The sequence below is a fragment of the Streptomyces sp. NPDC085932 genome, from assembly GCF_044540525.1.
GTDB lineage: Bacteria > Actinomycetota > Actinomycetes > Streptomycetales > Streptomycetaceae > Streptomyces > Streptomyces levis.
Genome location: NZ_JBITSJ010000001.1, coordinates 636,483 through 655,497, shown reverse-complemented (window position 1 = coordinate 655,497; position 19,015 = coordinate 636,483). Strand labels below are relative to the sequence as shown.

Genomic DNA, 19,015 nt, shown 5'->3' with positions numbered 1-19,015 from the left:
GTTGCGTGTTTCACTGCTGTTGCGCGTCGTGCGCGAGGAGGGCGATGTGCACCGAGGCGGCCTGTTCGAAGTCGTCGAGGTCCACCCCGAGGCGGATTTGTATCGCCTCCAGACGGCGGTAGAGGGCCGGCCGGGAGACGTGGTGGAGCTGGGCGGTGCGGGACTTGTTGCGGCCGGTGGCGAGGTAGGTGCGCAGCACGGACAGCAGGTCCTCGTCCGCCTCGTACAGCAGCCCGTCCAGCTCCCGCTCCGCGAAGGACTGCACGTGCGGGTCGTCGCGCAGCAGGCGGATCAGGCCGCGCAGGTGGACGTCCTTCAGACGGACGACCGGCGGGAGGTCGAGGGCGGCGGAGGAGTCGGCGACGGCGTCCGCCACGTGCTGGGCCTCGCGCAGGCCGGTGGGAACGTCGTCCCAGGCGGCCCGGGGGCCGGCCGCCGCGACGACCGTGCGGTCGGTGCCGGACTCGGTGCGCAGCCGGGTCGCGAAGCGCACGGCGAGCGCGTCCGCGTCCTGGTCACGGGCGAGGCTGAGCAGCACGGCGGTGGCCCCGTCGGCCAGTTCGGCCACGAGCCCGGACAGGCCGAGCAGCCGCAGCAGCCGTTCCAGCCGGACGGGGTCGCCGTCGCGGACGACCAGCGGCACGAACGTCCGCCGGTTGACGGGCAGCCCGGCCGCCCGCGCCCGGGGCAGCAGCTGCCGCGCCGGTACGACACCGCTGACCAGGTCGGTCAGCAGACTCTGCGCGGCCTGCTCCTCCCAGGAACAGGCCGCGCCGCCGGCGAGCATGCGGTGCAGGACGAGGGCCTCGGCGGCGCGGTCGGCCAGCAGCCGTCCGGTGGCGGTGTCGCCGCGGTAGCCGCACAGCACGATCCGGCCCCAACGCTCCCCGCGCCCGCCGAGCTCGGCCCGGATCCAGCCGTCGCCCCCGGCGCCTCCCCCGGCCCCCGAACGGCCTGGGCGGTGCCCCCATGCCTGCCGGGCGATGCGCTCCCAGTCGCGCAGCACGTCGTCGACCGCGGGCCGCTCCCCCGCCGTACCGAGGACGCGGTGGGCGAGGTTGGTGACGACGACCGGGCAGGCGCTGTGCCGCGCGACCTCGTCGAGCAGCCGCTGCAGCGGGGCGCCCGCGGTGATGAGGGCCGTCAGTTCGGTGCGCACGGCCTCGGAGAGGCTGACAGCGGCGAACTTGCGCCGCACCAGCCGGGACTGCACCTCCTCGGTCAGTTCGGCGAAGGGGAAGGGCCGGTGCAGGACGACCATGGGCAGCCCGCACCGCTCGGCGGCCCGGCGCATCACGTCCGGCGGGGAGGGGAAGGCCCGGCCGAGTCCGAGGACGACCGCCGCCGCCTCGGCGCGGTGCAGTGAGCGGACGTACTCGGCCTGCTTGTCCTCGTCGCCGGCGAGCAGCACACCGGTGGTGAGGACCATCTCGCCGCCGCTGAGCATGACGCCGACGTCGGCGGCCTCGGCGACATGCACCCAGCGCACGGGCCGGTCGAGGTGGCTCGCCCCGGCCACCACCTCCGGCTCCCCGGCGAGCACCCGTTCCAGGGTGAGCACCTGCCGGACCGACAGGGCCGGTTCGAGGGAGTCCGAGGTGAGGGTCATGTGACGGTCCCCTTGTTCAGTCCACCGCTACGGGATGCTCCTCAGAGCGTCTTCGAGGATCGCGGCGCCCTCCTCGGCCTCCGCGACGTTGAGCGACAGCGGCGGGGCGACCCGCAGCGAACTGGTGTTGTGGCCGCCGCCCTTGCCGATCAGCAGGCCGCCCGCGCGGGCGGCCTCCAGGACGGCCGCCGCGGTCGCCGGGTCGGCCTCGTCGGTGCCGGGCCTGGTGATCTCGATGCCGATCATCAGGCCGCGGCCCCGGACCTCCCGCACGGCCGGGACCTGCGCGGCGGCGGCGCGCAGCCGCTCGATGAGCAGGCCGCCGACGCGCCGGGCGTTGCCCTGGAGGTCGTGCTCCAGCAGGTACGTGAGGTTGGCGAGGCCCGCCGCCATGGTGATCTGGGTGCCGCCGAAGGTGGAGATGCTGTTGGAGTCCAGGCAGTTCATGATCTCGGAGCGGGCGACGACCCCGCCGATGGACATGCCGTTGCCGATGCCCTTGGCGAAGGTCATGATGTCCGGCGGTCCGTGCTGCCCGTGTGCCTGCCAGCCCCAGAAGTGCTCGCCGGTGCGTCCCCAGCCGGTCTGCACCTCGTCGGCGATCCACAGGATGCCGCGCTCGTGCAGGACTTCGCGGAAGGCGGCGTAGAGGCCGTCCGGCGGTGAGGTGAAGCCGCCGACGCCCTGGATGGGTTCGGCGATCAGCGCGGCCGGCGGGCGGGTGTGGCCGAGCAGGTCGACCAGGTCGTCCACGCAGGCCGCGATGAAGTCGCCGTCGCCGAGGGCGGCGTACGGCCCGCGGGTGCGGACGCCGCCGTGCACGTACAGCGTCTGCAGCGGGGACAGCGAGGTCGGGGACCAGCCGCGGTTGCCGGTGATGCCGACGGAGCTGAAGGAACGGCCGTGGTAGCTGTTGCGCATGGCCAGGATCGTGTTGCTGCGCCGGTACGTCGTGGCGAGCAGCAGGGCCGTGTCGTTGGCCTCGGTGCCGGAGGTGGTGAAGAACACCCGGGCGTCGGGGATGCCGCTCAACTGGGCGATCCGCTCGGCCAGTTCGATCATCGGGCGGTTGAGGTAGAGGGTCGAGGAGTGGATGATCCGGCCGGCCTGCTCGCTCACCGCCTTGGTCACCTCGGGCAGCGCGTGCGCGGTCATGGTGGTGAGGATGCCGCCGAAGAAGTCGAGGTAGCGGTTGCCCTCGGCGTCCCAGACGTGGCGGCCCTCGCCGTGGGTGATCTCGATGGGCTCCTCGTAGTAGAGGGCGAGCCAGTCGGGGAGCACGGCCCGGTGGCGGCCCAGCAGGTCGTGGGTCACGGCCGTACCAGCCCTTCGTAGGCGTCGGGGCGGCGGTCGCGGTAGAAGGCCCACGTCTGCCGCACCTCCTCGATCAGGCCGAGGTCGATGTCCCGGACCACGAGCTCCTCCTTGCTGTCGCTGGCGACGTCCCCCACGAACTGCCCGCGCGGGTCGACGAAGTAGCTCGTGCCGTAGAAGTCGTTGTCGCCGTACTCCTCCTGGCCGACGCGGTTGATCGCGGCGATGTAGTACCCGTTGGCGACGGCCGCCGCGGGCTGCTCCAGCCGCCACAGGTGGGCCGACAGGCTGCGGTGGGTGGCGGAGGGGTTGTAGACCAGCTGGGCCCCGGCCAGGCCGAGCTCCCGCCAGCCCTCGGGGAAGTGGCGGTCGTAGCAGATGTAGACGCCGACCTTGCCTACGGCGGTGTCGAAGACGGGCCAGCCGAGGTTGCCGGGCTTGAAGTAGTACTTCTCGCGGAAGCCCTTCAGCTGGGGGATGTGGTGCTTGCGGTACTTGCCGAGGTAGCTGCCGTCGGCGTCGATGACGGCGGCGGTGTTGTAGTAGAAGCCGGGCTGCTCCTCCTCGAACACCGGCGCGACGATCACCATGCCGGTCTCGCGGGCGAGTGCCCGCATCCGCCGGACGGTGGGCCCGTCGGGGACGGGCTCGGCCCAGCGGTAGTGCTCCGGCTCCTCGACCTGGCAAAAGTAGGGGCTGTTGAAGACTTCCTGGAACCCGATGATCCTCGCGCCCCGGCGGGCCGCCTCGCGGGCGTGCTCCTCGTGTTTCGCCACCATGGACTCGGTGTCGCCGGTCCAGGTGGCCTGGACCAGAGCGGCACGTACGACGTTGGCCATGAGCTGCTCCTTCGACGCGACGTCTGCGCCTCTACGCCCGTAGAAGCGGGCCGTAGAGCCACGAACGTAAGCCTCCGGCCCGGGCTTGCCAAGACCATCGTCGCCAACCCGCGGGGCATCGCGCGATTCGCACTCCTGTGGGTGAGTCACCGGGGCCACGGCGTGGCCGGTCAGGCGGGGTGTCCGGCGACCCGCAGGGCGTGCACGAGGTCCCAGCGGCGCTCGTCGGACACGCCCGCGGCGGCCTCCAGCAGGAGCGGTACGAGGCGCTGCGGGTCGGGCTCGGCGCTGCGGGCGGCCTCCTCGGGGGTGCGGGCCGTGACGTAGGCGTCGAGCAGCACGCGCACCTCACGGCGGCGCCCCTCGCCGGCCAGCGCGAGGACGGCCAGGCCGATCTCGCCGGGCGGCCGGGCGACGCCCTGCCGCAGCATCTGCCGCGCGTCGCTCGCGCGTCCCGCCGCGGCCAGGGCGTCGGCGGCGGCGACCAGCCGCCCGGCGGGCAGCGAGGCGGCCTCCCAGAGGAAGGTCTGCCAGTCGGCGTCCAGCCCGGCGTGGTGCAGCCGCTCGGCGAGCAGCGGGAACCGGGCGGGTCCCCAGGAGGCGGCCTCGGCCAGCAGGGCGTGCGCCTCGCCACTGCGCCCCTCGCCGCGCAGTCGCGCCAGCGTCTCGACGACCCTGGCGACCTCGTCCCGGTCGGCGTCCCCGGCGGCTGCGGTCCCCTCCCCCACCGGGCGCTCCTCGACCGCCTCGTCGGCGGCCCCGGCGAAGCGGGCGCCCCGGGGCGTACGTCCGCCGGCCGGCGCGGCGGGCGCGGGCAGGCCCGGCACGACGGCGGGCACCACGCCGGGCGCGACGTCCTCCTCGACGGCCCCGGCGAACCGGGCACCGCCGCGCCGGCGTCTACGCGCTTTGGGGGCAGCGGGCTGCGGGGTGCTCGGCGGCTGGGAAGGGGTGAGCGTGGGACGAGGGGCCGGAGCGGACGCCGAAGCAGCGAAGCCGTCCAGGGCGGCCGGAGCAACAAACGGCTCCGGGGCGGCGAGAGGGGCGGAGGCATTCACGCCGCCCGTGGCGGGTTCCCGCGGTTCGGTCCGGCTCGCTGCATGCTGCCGGCCCCGACGCTCGGCCTCGGGGTCGCCGGTGCCGTGGCGAGCCGCAGGCCCGGGGCCGGTCACCGTCCTACCGTCGCCCGGAGCGCCGTACCCAGGCGCGGGCAGCCCCGTTCCGGTCACCGCCCTACCGTCGCCCGGAGCGCCGTACCCAGGCGCGGGCAGCCCCGTCCCGGTCACCGCCTTGCCACCGCCCGGGGCACCGTACCGAAACGCGGCCCCAGGCCCCGTCGCCGTCCTGTCACCGTCCGCGGCCTCGGGCCCGGTCACCGTCTCGCCACCACCCGGGGCGTCATACCGTGCCGCAACCCCAAGGTCGGTTGCCGTCCTGTCACCGCCCCCACGGTCCTGCCCGGACTCGTCGGTGCCGTGTGGGCCGGCGGCCTCGCCCCACTCCCCCTCGGGTGCTCGCGGCCCGCGCCGGTCCGTGCGGGCCATCCGGGTCCGCAGTTCCGCGCACCGCGCGGTCGCGCGTGCGTGATCGTCGCGGGCCCAGGCCAGGTCCCGGCGGAGGGCGTCCGCCCGGTCGCCCGTGGTGGCCGAGGTCAGCTGCCGGGCCAGGGCGGCCTGGCGCTCCGCGGCGAACATCTGTTCGCGGAGCATGACGTCGAGGCGGTCGCCCAGGGCCTCGCGGCCGCCCGGCCGGCTGTCGTACGCGGCGAGCGCGGCGGTGTGCAGCGAGCGGGCGTGTTCGGTCTCCGGGCCGGCGCCCCCCGGCCCGTACTGCCCGGCGAGGTCGCGCAGCAGGGACTCCACCACGTCCCAGGGCGGCATCTCGCGCCCGTCGAGACAGGCCCGCATGCCCTCCGGGTCCCGCTGCCAGAACACCGCGCACCAGCCGCCGGACGGGTCCAGGCGTGCCAGGAGACCGTTCAGGTAGGTCGCGAACTCCCGCACCTGGGCCGGGAGTCGATCCGCCGTCATCGCTCAACTCCCGATAGACCGGAGCACTCCGCCCCGTAGGCAACACCAGTCGTGTTACGGCGGTGCTACGGGGAGTTTTCACCCGCGGAGCGGGCGTCTCCGGGGGCCGGTCAGAGCGGTACGAGGACGCACTGCCCGGCCAGGTCGTCCATCGACAGCCCGAGCGCCCCGGCCAGCGCGGCCACCGTGAAGAAGGCCGGGGTCGGGGCCCGCCCGGTCTCGATCTTGCGGAGGGTCTCGGCGGAGATGCCGGCGCTCGCCGCGATCTCCGCCATGCTCCGGTCGCCACGTGCCTCACGCAGCAGCTTGCCCAGCCGCTCGCCGCGTTCGCGCTCTTCGGGGGTGAGAGGGGTGCGCACCATGCCCCCATTCTAATACCGGTATAGTAATTGGCATGGTGGAGCTGAAGACAGACACATCGATCGACGCCATGTACGAGGCGGGCCAGGTCGTCGCCCGTGCGCTGACGGCCGCGCGGGAGGCCGCCGACGTGGGTGTTTCCCTGCTGGAACTCGACGAGGTCGCGCACGACGTGCTGCGCGAGGCGGGGGCGGCGTCCCCCTTCCTCGGCTACCGGCCGTCCTTCGCGCCGACCCCCTTCCCCGCCGTCCTGTGCGTCTCGGTCAACGACGCGATCGTGCACGGCATCCCGACCCGCTACCGGCTGCGCGACGGCGACCTCGTGTCCATCGACTTCGGCGCCGAACTGGGCGGCTGGGTCGGCGACTCCGCGCTCAGTTTCGTCGTCGGCCGTCCGCGTCCGGACGATCTGCGGCTGATCGAGACGGCCGAGCGGGCACTCGCGGCCGGCATCGAGGCGGCCGTCGTCGGCAACCGCATCGGCGACATCGCCCACGCGATCGGCACGGTCTGCCGCTCCGCCGGCTACGGCATCCCCGACGGCTTCGGCGGCCACGGCATCGGGCGCCGGATGCACGAGGACCCGGGCGTGCCGAACGAGGGACGCCCCGGACGCGGCATGCGGCTGCGGCACGGCATGGTGCTGGCGATCGAGCCCATGGTCATCGCGGGCGGCACGGACGACTACCACGCGGCGCCCGACGGCTGGACGCTGAAGACGAACGACGGCTCCCGCGCGGCCCACGCCGAGCACACGGTGGCGATCACGGACGCGGGGCCGAGGATCCTGACCGCGCGCTGACCCCGCCGGGTTCACCCGGTATGTTCCGAAGGTGCCCCTCGTCGGCGATCGTGCGAAGGTGTTCTACGAGCGCGCCCCAGGTGTAACGGGCTGCCACCCGGGTTACCCGACCCCGGCACGTCGACCAGCGAGGGCGTCCCCCGCCCGGGCGCCGGGGACGCCGGGAACGGAAGGCCCATGAGCAGCGGCTTCAGCAGCCCGGAGGGCTACGGCTCGGACCCCTTCGGAGAATTCCTCGCACGCTTCTTCGGCGGACCGCGCCCCGGTCCCCGGCAGATCGACCTGGGCCGGCTGCTCAGCCAGCCGGCCCGGGAGCTCGTCCGCGGCGCCGCCCAGTACGCCGCCGAGCACGGCAGCCGGGACCTCGACACGCAACACCTGCTGCGGGCGGCACTCTCCACGGAACCCACCCGGACCCTGCTCAGCAAGGCCGGCGCCAACCCGGACTCGCTGGCCTCCCAGATCGACGAACGCTCGGGCCCGGCCCAGCACACCCCGGACGACGCGCCGCCGCCGACCGCGCTCTCCCTCACCCCGGCCGCCAAGCGCGCCCTGCTCGACGCGCACGACATGGCCCGGGCCCGCGGCTACGGCTACATCGGCCCGGAGCACGTGCTCAGCGCCCTGGCCTCGAACCCCGACTCGGCCGCCGGACACATCCTCAACGCGGCCCGCTTCGCGCCCTCCAGCCCGCCGGAGGCGCCCGAGGCACCCCAGGCCGAGCGGCCCCGCGCGACGAACACGCCGACCCTCGACAAGTACGGCCGCGACCTCACCGACCTGGCCCGGCAGGGCCGGATCGACCCGGTGATCGGCCGGGACGAGGAGATCGAGCAGACCGTCGAGGTCCTCTCCCGGCGCGGCAAGAACAACCCGGTGCTGATCGGTGACGCGGGCGTCGGCAAGACCGCCATCGTGGAGGGCCTGGCCCAGCGCATCTCCGAGGGGGACGTGCCCGACGTGCTGATCGGGCGCCGGGTGATCGCCCTGGACCTGACGGGCGTGGTCGCGGGCACCCGCTACCGGGGTGACTTCGAGGAGCGGATGAACAACATCGTCGGGGAGATCCGCGCCCACTCCGAGCAGCTGATCATCTTCATCGACGAGCTGCACACGGTCGTCGGCGCCGGTGCCGGCGGCGGCGACGGCAGCTCCATGGACGCGGGCAACATCCTCAAGCCGGCCCTCGCCCGGGGCGAGCTGCACATCGTGGGCGCCACGACGCTGGAGGAGTACCGCCGGATCGAGAAGGACGCGGCGCTGGCGCGCCGTTTCCAGCCGATCATGGTGCCGGAACCGACCCCCGCCGACGCGATCGAGATCCTGCGCGGTCTGCAGGACCGCTACGAGGCCCACCACCAGGTCCGCTACACCGACGAGGCCCTGGTGGCGGCCGTGGAGCTGTCCGACCGCTACCTCACCGACCGCCGGCTGCCCGACAAGGCGATCGACCTGATCGACCAGGCCGGTGCCCGGGTGCGGCTGCGGGCGCGGACCAAGGGCACGGACGTGCGGGCCCTGGAGCGGGAGCTGGAGCAGCTGGTCCGGGACAAGGACCAGGCGGTCGCGGACGAGCAGTACGAGCAGGCCACCCAGTTGCGCGACCGGATCCTGGACGTCAAGCAGCGGATCACCGAGGCCGGCGGCGACGGCGAGGTCGACGAGGGCCAGGACCTGGTGGTCGGTGCCGAGGCGATCGCCGAGGTGGTGTCCCGGCAGACGGGCATCCCGGTCAGCAGCCTCACACAGGAGGAGAAGGACCGCCTGCTGGGCCTGGAGGAGCATCTGCACGAGCGGGTCGTCGGCCAGGACGAGGCCGTCCGGGTCGTCGCCGACGCGGTCCTGCGCTCCCGGGCCGGGCTCGCGGCCCCCGACCGCCCGATCGGCAGCTTCCTGTTCCTGGGCCCGACGGGCGTCGGCAAGACCGAACTGGCCCGCGCTCTCGCGGAGGCGCTGTTCGGCAGCGAGGACCGCATGGTCCGCCTCGACATGAGCGAGTACCAGGAGCGGCACACCGTCAGCCGTCTGGTCGGTGCCCCGCCCGGTTATGTCGGGCACGAGGAGGCGGGCCAGCTGACCGAGGTCGTCCGCCGCCACCCGTACTCGCTGCTGCTGCTGGACGAGGTGGAGAAGGCCCACCCGGACGTCTTCAACATCCTGCTGCAGGTGCTCGACGACGGCCGGCTGACCGACTCCCAGGGCCGCACGGTGGACTTCACCAACACGGTCATCGTCATGACGAGCAACCTCGGCTCCGAGGCGATCACCCGCCGCGGCGGGTCCGTGGGCTTCGCCTCGGGCGGCGCCGACGCGGACGAGGAGGCCCGCCGCGAGCAGATCCTGCGCCCGCTGCGCGAGCACTTCCGCCCGGAGTTCCTCAACCGCATCGACGAGATCGTCGTCTTCCGCCAGCTCACCACCCAGCAGCTGCGCCGGATCACCGACCTCCTGCTGGAGCGCACCCGTTCCCTGGTCCGGGGCAAGGGCGTCACGGTCGACTTCACCGACCGCGCGGTGGAGTGGCTGGCCGACCACGGCTACCAGCCGGAGTACGGCGCCCGCCCGCTGCGCCGCACCATCCAGCGCGAGGTGGACAACGAACTGTCACGCCTGCTGCTGGACGGCAGCGTCGCGGAGGGCGACCGGGTGACCGTGGACGTGCAGGACGGCCGGCTCGCGTTCAGCACCGCGCCCCGTTAGGGGCGCGGGGAACCACGCGACCGGCCCCCGCCGAGCCGCACCCGGCACTCAACGCGCGGGCCGCACCACCATCGCCGAGCCTCCACCGCGCCGCACGGTCTCCGCGGCGGCCAGCCACTTCCCGCCGGGCAGCCGCTGCACGCCCGTGGCCGCCCCGATCTCCGGGTTGGCCTTGAACGAGTGCCCGATCGCCTCCAGCCGCCGCCGCACGTCACCGTCGAGACCCGGCTCCAGCTCCGTCTGCGCGGCGTTGCGCTGGCTCGCCCGGGGCGCGGCGATCGCGTCGACGAGCGGCAGCCCCCGGTCGAGGAACCCGGTGAGGGTCTGCAGCACGGTCGTGATGATCGTCGCGCCACCCGGCGACCCCAGCGCCACCACGGGCCTGTCGTGCCGGTCGAGCACGATCGTCGGCGACATCGAGGACCGGGGCCGCTTGCCCGGCCCCGGCAGGTTCGGGTCGTGCACGGCGGGGTTGGCCGGGGCGAAGGAGAAGTCGGTCAGCTCGTTGTTGAGGATGAAGCCCCGGCCCGGCACGGTGATCCCGCTGCCGCCGGTCTGCTCGATGGTGAGGGTGTAGGAGACGACGTTGCCCCACTGGTCGGCCACGGTCAGATGCGTGGTGCTGTCGCCCTCGTAGGTGGTGGGAGCGGCCGTGCCGCCGGTGTCGCACGCCTGGGGGTCGCGGGGATCGCCGGGTGCCACGGGGCTGGTGAGCACCGCGTCGTCCTTGATGAGGCACGCGCGCGAGTCGGCGAACCGCTGGGACAGCAGTTCCTTCGTGGGCACGTCCTCGAACGCGGGGTCGCCCACCCAGCGGCCCCGGTCGGCGAACGCGATCCGGCTCGCCTCGATGAACCGGTGCAGGTAGGTCGCCCGGTCGGCCTTCGACAGGTCGGTCCGCTCCAGGATGTTGAGCGCCTCGCCGACCGTCGTGCCGCCGGAGGAGGACGGCGCCATGGAGTAGACGCCGAGGCCGCGGTACGAGGTACGGCTGGGCGCCTGGAGCCTGGTGCGGTAGGTGGCCAGGTCCCTGGCGGACAGGTCGCCGGGCCGGGCGTTCCAGCCGGAGGAGGGGTCGACCGGCGGTTCGTTGACCGTCTCGACGATCTCCCGGGCGAGCCGGCCGTGGTACAGCTCGCCGACCCCCTTGCGTGCCAGCTCCGCGTACGTGCGGGCGAGATCGGGGTTCTTGAAGGTGGAGCCGACCTCCGGCAGCCGCCCGCCGGGCAGGAACAGCTCGGCGGTGTCCGGGAAGTAGCGGAAGCGGGCCTCGTTGGAGGCGGTCTGCGCGCGGAAGGTCTCGTCGACCGTGAAGCCGTCGCGGGCCAGGCGCTCGGCCGGCTTCAGGACGCTCGCGAGCCGCTTGCTGCCCCACCGGTCGAGGGCCGCCTGCCAGGTGGCGGGCGTACCCGGCGTGCCGACGCTCAGGCCGCTGCTGACGGCCTCGGCGAAGGGGACGGGCTTGCCGTCCTCGACGAACAGGTCCTTGCCGGCGCTCAGGGGGGCGGTCTCGCGGCCGTCGATGGTGCGCACCGTGCGGGACCGGGCGTCGTAGTAGACGAAGTAGCCGCCTCCGCCGATGCCGGCGGAGTAGGGCTCGGTGACGCCGAGGGCCGCTGCCGTGGCGACGGCCGCGTCGACGGCGTTGCCGCCCTTCCTGAGGACCTCGATCCCGGCGGCGGAGGCGTCCGGGTCGACGCTGGAGACCGCGCCGCCGTGGCCGACGGCGACGGGGGTCTTCTCACCGCCCGGGCTCTGCGCGGCGGGTGGCGCCGCCGCCCCCACCGAAGCCACCACGGCGGCCGAGACCGCCAGGACCGTCAGATTCCGTGCGACAGGGCGACGCATCCGCACCTCCAGGCAAAGGCAGTCCGGGCAGCTTAATTCATCGCCATGGCCTCGTCAGGAGCACGCCGAACGCGTGTCCGCCCGGCCCGCTACCATGCGCGCCCATGAATGACGACGTGCGCAACATCGTCCTGGGCGTGATAGCGGCCGGCCTGAGCGCCGCCATCGGCTGGGTGGCCCGCACCTACCTGTGGAATCGCAAACTCCGCCGCAAGCAGGCGTTCTTCGGGCTGCCCGACAACTCCGAGTCCCTGCTGGTGGTGAACCGGGGCGCGGCGGGGCCGGAGTTCGCGGTGATGCGCTACGACGTGTTCGCGCTGCTCGAACTGGCCGCGCTGATCAAGGACTGCAGGGCGCACGCCCAGATCCTCCCCCACGACACGGCGCGTCAGGGTTTCGGCGAGCGCACCGAGTTCTGCGTCGGCGGTCCGGCGTCCAACCGGCGCATGGCGGCCCACCTGTCGTCGCTGCTGCCGGGCGTGCGGGTGAACGTGGACGCCGAACCGGGTCCGGACCGGGGCTCGTTCCTCATCGGCTCGGAGCGCTACCGCGTGGAGCACGGCAGGGAGGAGTACGCGCTGCTGGCCCGCCTCACCGGGGAGCGCGGCCGGGACACCCGCCCGGTCTTCCTCTTCTGCGGCCAGACGTCGATCACCAACCAGGCCACCACCCGCTACCTCGCCCGCAACCACGAGCGGCTGACCCGCAAGTACGGCACCGGCTCGTTCGTGCTGCTGCTCAAGGTGATCAACTCGCAGGCGTACGGGCCGGACGTCGTCGAACTGGTGGAGGACGTGACGCGTGCGGCGCAGACCGCACCGCCCGCCGCGACGACGGCTGCACGCAATACCCACCGGGCCTCCTGAAGTCCTCCACGTCTCAACAATCGTTACTGCCACGTAACTTACCGGCGGGTTACTCCTGGTAAGCGGACGAGGTTACCGTTCGGTCACTTTGCACTGACACGAGTGAGGAGTGACCCGTGGGACCCCACCGCAAGGCCCTGCGCACCACGGCCGTAGGCGCCGTCTCGGCGACCCTGCTCGCCGGAAGCGCCCTCGGAATCGCCCCCACCGCCCAGGCGGCTCCGCACCCCGTCCGCTTCGTCGACATCGGCGGCGACGGCGGCACCGTCCTCAAGGCCAACGTCGTCACCCCGGCCGGCGCCGACGGCACCCGCCGCTACCCGCTGCTCGTCCTGCCCACCAGCTGGGGCCTGCCCCAGATCGAGTACCTCGCCCAGGCCCGGCAGCTCGCCGACTCCGGGTACGTCGTCGTCACCTACAACGTGCGCGGCTTCTGGCAGTCGGGCGGCGAGATCGAGGTGGCCGGTCCACCCGACGTCGCCGATGCCTCGAAGGTCATCGACTGGGCGCTCGCGCACACCCCCTCCGACGCCGGGCGCGTCGGCATGGCGGGCGTCTCCTACGGCGCCGGCATCAGTCTGCTCACCGCCGCGCACGACCCCCGCGTCAAGGCGGTCGCCTCACTGAGCGGCTGGGCCGACCTGATCGGCTCGATCTACTCCGGGCGCACCCAGCACGTCCAGGCGGCCGCCCTGCTGGACGGCGCGAGCGTGGTCACGGGCCGCCAGGGCGCCGAAGTCCGTCAGGTCTTCGACGACTTCTACAGCTCCGACCTGACGAAGGAGCCGGAGCTCATCGCCTGGGGGAAGAAACGTTCCGCTGCGACCTACGCCGACCGGATCAACGACAACGGCACGGCGGTCATGCTCGCCAACGCCTGGGGCGACTCGGTCTTCCCGCCCAACCAGTACGCCGACTTCTACGAGAAGCTGACCGGCCCCAAGCGGCTGGAGATGCGCCCCGGCGACCACGCCACCGCCGAGCTGACCGGCCTGTTCGGGCTGCCCAACGACGTGTGGAAGGACACCCGGCGCTGGTTCGACCACCACCTCAGGGGCGTGGACAACGGCATCGACCGCGAGCAGCCGGTCCGGCTCAAGTCCCGTTCCTCCGGGGGTTACGAGGGCTACCCGGACTGGAAGTCGGTCGGTGCGGACGCCCGGAAGATCGCCCTCACGGACGCGAAGACCATCCGCGCGAACGTGAACTCGGGCGCCGACGGAGGGACCGTCCTGCTGTCCGGCATCCTCGACCAGATGACCCGGCTGCCCCCGATGGCGTCCATCCCGCTGCTCCCCCGCCGCTGGGCCGCCGTGTGGCAGTCGGAGAAGTACGCCACGGCCCAGCACGTGCGCGGCACGGCCAGACTGCACACGACCCTCACCCCGACCAAGGAGAGCGGCACCCTCGTCGCCCACCTGTACGACGTGGGGCCGCTCGGCCTCGGCAAGCTGGTCTCCCACGCGCCGTACACCTTCCACGGGCGCACCCCCGGAAAGCCGTTCGGCGTCGACCTGGAGCTGTACTCCACGGCCTACGACGTCCCGGCCGGGCATCGGCTCGCCCTGGTCGTCGACACGGTCGACCCGCTCTACATCGAGCACAACCCGTCCGGCGCGCAGCTGACCTTCTCCTCGCCGGCGAACGACCCGTCGTACGTGTCGGTTCCGCTGCGCGAGCAGTGATCTCCGGCTGCCGCCGGACGGGCCTGGCCGATGTGAACCACCGCCCCCGTGGCCTGGTGCCGCGGGGGCCGCGCCCGGCGGGAGACGCCCCGCGGACCGGGCGGGCGGTCTGCTCACCCCGAACGGATCGGCGACCTTCGGCGAAGTCCCCCTCTCCACAGGGATGAAGGGCACATCGTAGTCGAGGTCCGGTCCGGGGCTCCTTCCGGTGCCCGCCCGTTCAGTGCTTGAGGATCTTGGAGAGGAAGTCCTTGGCGCGGTCGCTGGTGGGGTTGGTGAAGAACTCGTCGGGCGTGCGGTCCTCGACGATCCGGCCGTCGGCCATGAAGACGACACGGTTGGCGGCCGAGCGGGCGAAGCCCATCTCGTGGGTGACGACGATCATGGTCATGCCCTCGCGGGCGAGCTGCCTCATGACCTCCAGCACCTCGTTGATCATCTCCGGGTCGAGGGCCGAGGTCGGCTCGTCGAAGAGCATCGCCTTGGGCTCCATGGCCAGGGCGCGCGCGATGGCCACGCGCTGCTGCTGGCCGCCGGAGAGCTGTGCGGGGTACTTGTCCGCCTGGTCGGCGACGCCGACCCGGTCGAGGAGTGCGCGGGAGCGCTGGTCGGCGTCCTCCTTCTTGCGCCCGCGCACCTTGACCTGCCCCAGCGAGAGGTTCTGCAGGACGGTCTTGTGGGCGAAGAGGTTGAACGCCTGGAAGACCATGCCGACGTCGGCGCGCACCCGGGCCAGCGGCTTGCCCTCGTCCGGCAGCGGCTGCCCGTCGATGACGATCTCCCCGGACTCGATGGTCTCCAGCCGGTTGATCGCCCGGCACAGCGTCGACTTGCCCGAACCGGACGGGCCGATGACCACGACCACCTCCCCCCGGCCGACGGTGAGGTCGATGTCCCTCAGGACATGCAGGTCCCCGAAGTGCTTGTTGACGTCACGCAGCTCGATCAGCGGATCGACGGCCATACTCAGCCCTACTCACTCTCAGCTGTGTGGTGGTTGCCGCAACGTATCCAGGCACGATCGGATGTGTCGGGCGACACGCACTTTTCGATCATTAGCCGTATTTACGTCGGACTTTGGGCCAAGGGTTCCCGTCCCGGAGGTCAGGACTCGGCGACTTCGGCGTACAGCTGGGACAGTTCGGGCACCCCGTGGGCGGCCCACTCGTGGCCGGAGTCCACGACGTCGAACTCCCGGCCGGAGGTGAGCCGCACGACGGGCTGGCCGTCGGACCGGATCTCCCAGGCGGCGCCGGGCACCGTGCGCACGATCACGGTGCCCAGGTAGAGCCCGGCGTCGTTGCCGAGCCAGGTCAGTGTCTCCTCGTCGTCCCGCCAGCGCGGGACGAGCTGGTCGAGCGCCTCCAGGGAGGCCACCGAGTCGTCCAGCCGGACACCCTCCCGTGACGCCTGGGAGCGGAGCAGTTCGCACTCGGCGAGGAGGTCCGCGATGCCCGCCGGATCGGGGAACCCCACCTTCTGGCGCCGGTGGCCCAGGAAAGGGATGTTCATACGTCCAGCGTGTCATTCGTACCGCCGTATGCACCACAGGGCGCGCGGACCGGGTGCGGTGGCCGAGTTCACGCCGGGTTCGCGCGGCGCTCGTTGACGAGTCCCCGCCGTCTCCCTACGTTCACCGTGCGCCTTGCGTACCGGCTGTCGCGGGGTCCTGTGCGTGGCGGGGCGTCGCGTCCTGTCCCGACGAGCGGGAGGAGTCGGCCGTGCGCCGATGTGTGCGGGGGATCCTGGTCGTCCTGGCCCTGTGCGGGTCGCTGGTGCCGGGGGTGTCGGCGGAGGCCGCCGGGGACGGACGCGCCGCGCCGCTGCCGCTGGAGCGGTTGTTCGACAACGGCGCCGTCAGTGACGACGCCCGGCCCGGGGAAGCGGACTTCGACGGCGCCGGGGCCTCGCTGTCGGCGCAGGACCTCACGGCGGCGGGCTGGACGCCCGGCCGCGCCCTCACCCTTCAGGGTGTCCGGCTGACCTGGCCGAAGCGGCAGCCCGGTGAGCCGGACAACGTCCGCGCCGCCGGGCAGGACGTCCGGGTCACCGGGCGCGGCGACGCGCTCGCCTTCCTGGTGGCGGGCACCTCCGGCGCGCAGGCGGGCGGCCCGGGCACGGTGGGCTACGCGGACGGCACGCGCTCCGCGTACCGGCTGACCGCGCCCGACTGGCGCACCGGTCCGCTCGGCACGAAGGCCGTGGCCCTGCCGCACGTGAACACGCCCGGTGGGCAACTCGCCGAGCGGGCCCGCCTGTACGTGGTGACGGTGCCGCTGGTGCCGGGGCGCGCGGTCGCCTCGGTGCGGCTGCCGGACGCGGCCGGGCTGCACGTCTTCGCCGTCTCGGTCCGCGCGGCGACGGCGGGCTGGACGGGCAGCTGGACGACGTCCACGGGCGGCTACGCCGCCGTCGGCCCGTGGACGGACCGCACGCTGCGGCTGGTGGTGCACACCTCCGCCGGCGGGCCCCGGGTACGGGTGCGGTTCGACAACACCTTCGCGGCGGTGCCCGTGCGGATCGGCCGTGCGACGGTGGCCGTGCGGGCGTCGGGGGCGGCCGCGCGGGGCACGCCGGTGCCGCTGGCCTTCGGCGGGGCGCCGGGCGTGGAGATCCCGGCGGGGGCGCAGGCCTACAGCGATCCTCTCGGCTTCGCCGTGCCCGCCGGCACCGACCTGCTGGTGAGCTTCCACCTGCCCGGCACGGTGGGGGCCGCGCCGCTGCACCGGCTCGCGCAGCAGCGGTCGTACGTCAGCGAACCCGGCAACCACGCGGCGGACGGCTCGGCCGGGCCCTACACCTCGGTGATCACCGGCTGGCCGCTGCTGGCCGCGGTCGACGTGGGCGGCGGGCCGGGGTCCGTGGTGCTGCTCGGGGACTCGATCACCGACGGCGACAAGTCGACGGTGGACGCCAACCGGCGCTGGCCGGACGTCCTGGCCGGGCGGCTGCGGGCCCAGCACACCGTGCCGCGCTACGGCGTGCTGAACCAGGGCGTCTCGGGCAACCGCGTGGTCACCGACCGGTACCCCGGCGACGGGGTGTCCACGGACACGGCCGGGGTGAGCGCCCTGCACCGGTTCGACCGCGACGTGCTCGCCCAGACCTCGGCGCGCACGGCGGTCGTCTTCGAGGGCGTCAACGACCTGCGGTGGGACACCTCGGCGGAGCGGGTGATCGCCGGGCTGCGCGAGCTCGCGGAGCGCGGGCACGCCCGGGGCGTGCGCATGCTCGCCGCGACGATCCTGCCCTGCGCGGGCGAGGCGCGGTGCACCGCCGCCGTGGACGCCGAGCGCCGGGCCGTGAACGCCTGGCTCCGGGACGGCGGGGTCTTCGACGGCGTGCTCGACTTCGACGCGGTTGTCCGGGATCCGCAGCAGCCGTCCCGGATGCTGCCCGCCTACGACAGCGGCGACCATCTGCATCCGGGCGACGCGGGTCTGGCGGCCCTGGCGGACTCGGTGGATCTGCGGCTGCTGCGGCCCTAGACGTCGAGGTCCACCACGACCGGGGCGTGGTCCGAGGCGCCCTTGCCCTTGCGCTCCTCGCGGTCCACGTACGCGTCCTTGACCGCCTGGGCGAACGGCTGGTTGCCGTACACCAGGTCGATGCGCATGCCGCGGTTCTTCGGGAAGCAGAGCTGGCGGTAGTCCCAGTACGTGAACGGGTGCTCGTATTTCAGGGGCCGCGGGACCACGTCCGACAGGCCGACCTCACGCAGCGAGGCCAGGGCGGCGCGCTCGGCGGGCGTGACGTGCGTGGAGCCCTCGAAGAACGCGGGGTCGAAGACGTCGTCGTCCGTCGGCGCCACGTTGTAGTCACCCATCACCGCGAAGGGGCGGCCGCCGGCCGCGTCCGAGGCGACGGCGGCCCTGAGGGCCTCGAACCACTGGAGCTTGTAGGCGTAGTGGGGGTGGTCCACCTCACGGCCGTTCGGCACGTAGACCGACCAGACGCGGACCGGGCCGCAGGTCGCCGAGATCGCGCGGGGCTCGACCGCGCCGTCGAAGCCGGGGTCGCCGGGCAGGCCCTTGACGACGTCCTCGATGCCGACGCGGGAGAGCACCGCCACGCCGTTCCACCGGCCGGTGGCGTGCACCGCCGACTCGTAGCCCAGCTCGCGCAGCTGCTCAGCGGGGAACTGCGCCTCGGCGACCTTGGCCTCCTGCAGGCACAGCACGTCCGTGCCGCTGCTCTCCAGCCAGGCCAGGAGCCTCGGCAGGCGGGCGGTGATCGAGTTCACGTTCCAGGTCGCGATGCGCATGCCTCACAACCTACCCGGAGGGTGTGACAACGCGGCCCGGTCCCCGTGGGGCCTCAGACCTCGGCGGAGTCCCCCGGCGTCAGCCGCAGGTGTTCCGAGCCGCCGAGCTGCCCGATCTGGCGGTCGTAGACCGGGCGGGCCAGGTCGGTGAGGAGGGCGTCGTGGATGTCGTAGGCGCGCCGCGGCCGCACCTCGCGGACGTAGTCGATGACCTCGGAGATCTTGTTCCAGGGGGCCATCACGGGGAGCATCAGCGTCTCCACCCGCCGGTCGGGGACGGTGAGGGCGTCGCCGGGGTGGAAGACCTTGCCGCCGTCGACGAGGTAGCCGACGTTGGTGATGCGCGGGATGTCCGGGTGGATCACCGCGTGGAGTTCGCCGTGGACCTCCACGTCGAAGCCCGCGGCGGTGAAGGTGTCGCCGTGGCCGACGGTGTGGACGCGGCCGGGGAAGGCGGCCGAGATCTTCTCCGCGACCGACTTCAGGGTCCAGATCTCGGCGGCCGGGTTGTCCTCCATCGCCGCGCGCAGCCGGAACTCGTCGAAGTGGTCGGGGTGCTCGTGGGTGACGAGGATCGCGTCCGCGCCGAGCGCGGCGTCCTCCTCGGTGAACCCGCCGGGGTCGAGGACGAGGGTCCGGCCGTCCTTCTCCAGGCGGACGCAGGCGTGCGACTTCTTCGTGAGCTTCATGATTCCATC

At 73.2% G+C, this 19,015-nt stretch carries 15 protein-coding genes; 5 read left to right on the top strand and 10 right to left on the bottom strand.

Annotated elements, in window-relative coordinates; genetic code table 11:
• Nucleotides 1-10 precede the first annotated feature (10 nt).
• From ACIGAQ_RS02525 to ACIGAQ_RS02505, 5 genes are all read right to left on the bottom strand, one after another.
• The gene (locus tag ACIGAQ_RS02525) at nucleotides 11-1,609 is read right to left on the bottom strand and encodes a PucR family transcriptional regulator (protein WP_399778602.1); all 1,599 of its coding nucleotides are present in this window, start codon (nucleotides 1,607-1,609) and stop codon (nucleotides 11-13) included.
• Between the two features lie 27 nt (nucleotides 1,610-1,636).
• Nucleotides 1,637-2,923 (bottom strand): aspartate aminotransferase family protein, encoded by a 1,287-nt coding sequence (locus tag ACIGAQ_RS02520; protein WP_362282286.1) that lies wholly within the window; start codon nucleotides 2,921-2,923, stop codon nucleotides 1,637-1,639.
• Entirely contained in the window at nucleotides 2,920-3,762 is an 843-nt protein-coding gene (locus ACIGAQ_RS02515; protein ID WP_311680711.1) for a nitrilase-related carbon-nitrogen hydrolase, read from the bottom strand. The genes ACIGAQ_RS02520 and ACIGAQ_RS02515 overlap by 4 nt, the downstream gene beginning before the upstream one ends.
• A gap of 170 nt (nucleotides 3,763-3,932) precedes the next feature.
• The gene (locus tag ACIGAQ_RS02510) at nucleotides 3,933-5,792 is read right to left on the bottom strand and encodes a hypothetical protein (protein WP_399778600.1); all 1,860 of its coding nucleotides are present in this window, start codon (nucleotides 5,790-5,792) and stop codon (nucleotides 3,933-3,935) included.
• Nucleotides 5,793-5,902: 110 nt separating this feature from the next.
• Nucleotides 5,903-6,154 (bottom strand): helix-turn-helix transcriptional regulator, encoded by a 252-nt coding sequence (locus ACIGAQ_RS02505; RefSeq protein ID WP_311680708.1) that lies wholly within the window; start codon nucleotides 6,152-6,154, stop codon nucleotides 5,903-5,905.
• A gap of 32 nt (nucleotides 6,155-6,186) precedes the next feature.
• Between ACIGAQ_RS02505 and map the strand changes: the two genes are divergently transcribed.
• Both map and ACIGAQ_RS02495 read left to right on the top strand, forming a co-directional pair.
• The gene (map, locus tag ACIGAQ_RS02500; RefSeq protein ID WP_311680707.1) at nucleotides 6,187-6,954 is read left to right on the top strand and encodes a type I methionyl aminopeptidase; all 768 of its coding nucleotides are present in this window, start codon (nucleotides 6,187-6,189) and stop codon (nucleotides 6,952-6,954) included.
• Between the two features lie 177 nt (nucleotides 6,955-7,131).
• Nucleotides 7,132-9,654, top strand: coding sequence for an ATP-dependent Clp protease ATP-binding subunit (locus ACIGAQ_RS02495; protein WP_311680705.1), 2,523 nt, complete (start codon nucleotides 7,132-7,134; stop codon nucleotides 9,652-9,654).
• A 48-nt stretch (nucleotides 9,655-9,702) separates the two neighbouring features.
• On the opposite strand, the gene ggt is transcribed toward ACIGAQ_RS02495, so the two are convergent.
• Nucleotides 9,703-11,502, bottom strand: coding sequence for a gamma-glutamyltransferase (gene ggt, locus ACIGAQ_RS02490; protein ID WP_399778597.1), 1,800 nt, complete (start codon nucleotides 11,500-11,502; stop codon nucleotides 9,703-9,705).
• Between the two features lie 104 nt (nucleotides 11,503-11,606).
• Between ggt and ACIGAQ_RS02485 the strand changes: the two genes are divergently transcribed.
• Together ACIGAQ_RS02485 and ACIGAQ_RS02480 are read left to right on the top strand one after the other, a co-directional pair.
• A complete protein-coding gene (locus ACIGAQ_RS02485; protein WP_362282275.1) occupies nucleotides 11,607-12,368 on the top strand; it encodes a hypothetical protein in 762 nt (253 codons plus the stop codon).
• Between the two features lie 116 nt (nucleotides 12,369-12,484).
• Nucleotides 12,485-14,053, top strand: a complete 1,569-nt coding sequence (locus ACIGAQ_RS02480) for a CocE/NonD family hydrolase (RefSeq protein ID WP_399778594.1) — start codon at nucleotides 12,485-12,487, stop codon at nucleotides 14,051-14,053.
• 220 nt (nucleotides 14,054-14,273) lie between these two features.
• Here ACIGAQ_RS02480 and ACIGAQ_RS02475 read toward each other — a convergent pair whose 3' ends face one another.
• The gene (locus ACIGAQ_RS02475) at nucleotides 14,274-15,017 is read right to left on the bottom strand and encodes an amino acid ABC transporter ATP-binding protein (protein ID WP_399778592.1); all 744 of its coding nucleotides are present in this window, start codon (nucleotides 15,015-15,017) and stop codon (nucleotides 14,274-14,276) included.
• 140 nt (nucleotides 15,018-15,157) lie between these two features.
• The gene (locus ACIGAQ_RS02470; protein WP_311680699.1) at nucleotides 15,158-15,565 is read right to left on the bottom strand and encodes a DUF6278 family protein; all 408 of its coding nucleotides are present in this window, start codon (nucleotides 15,563-15,565) and stop codon (nucleotides 15,158-15,160) included.
• Between the two features lie 209 nt (nucleotides 15,566-15,774).
• Here ACIGAQ_RS02470 and ACIGAQ_RS02465 point away from each other — a divergent pair, with 209 nt between their 5' ends.
• Nucleotides 15,775-17,541: an SGNH/GDSL hydrolase family protein gene (locus tag ACIGAQ_RS02465; protein WP_399778590.1), complete on the top strand. Its 1,767-nt coding sequence runs from the start codon at nucleotides 15,775-15,777 to the stop codon at nucleotides 17,539-17,541.
• Here the strand turns inward: ACIGAQ_RS02465 and ACIGAQ_RS02460 are convergent.
• Nucleotides 17,538-18,317: an exodeoxyribonuclease III gene (locus tag ACIGAQ_RS02460; RefSeq protein ID WP_399778588.1), complete on the bottom strand. Its 780-nt coding sequence runs from the start codon at nucleotides 18,315-18,317 to the stop codon at nucleotides 17,538-17,540. The genes ACIGAQ_RS02465 and ACIGAQ_RS02460 overlap by 4 nt on opposite strands.
• A 53-nt stretch (nucleotides 18,318-18,370) precedes the next feature.
• Nucleotides 18,371-19,006 carry an MBL fold metallo-hydrolase gene (locus tag ACIGAQ_RS02455; protein ID WP_311680696.1) on the bottom strand — a complete coding sequence of 212 codons (636 nt, stop codon included), beginning with the start codon at nucleotides 19,004-19,006 and terminating at the stop codon, nucleotides 18,371-18,373.
• Nucleotides 19,007-19,015: the final 9 nt, after the last annotated feature.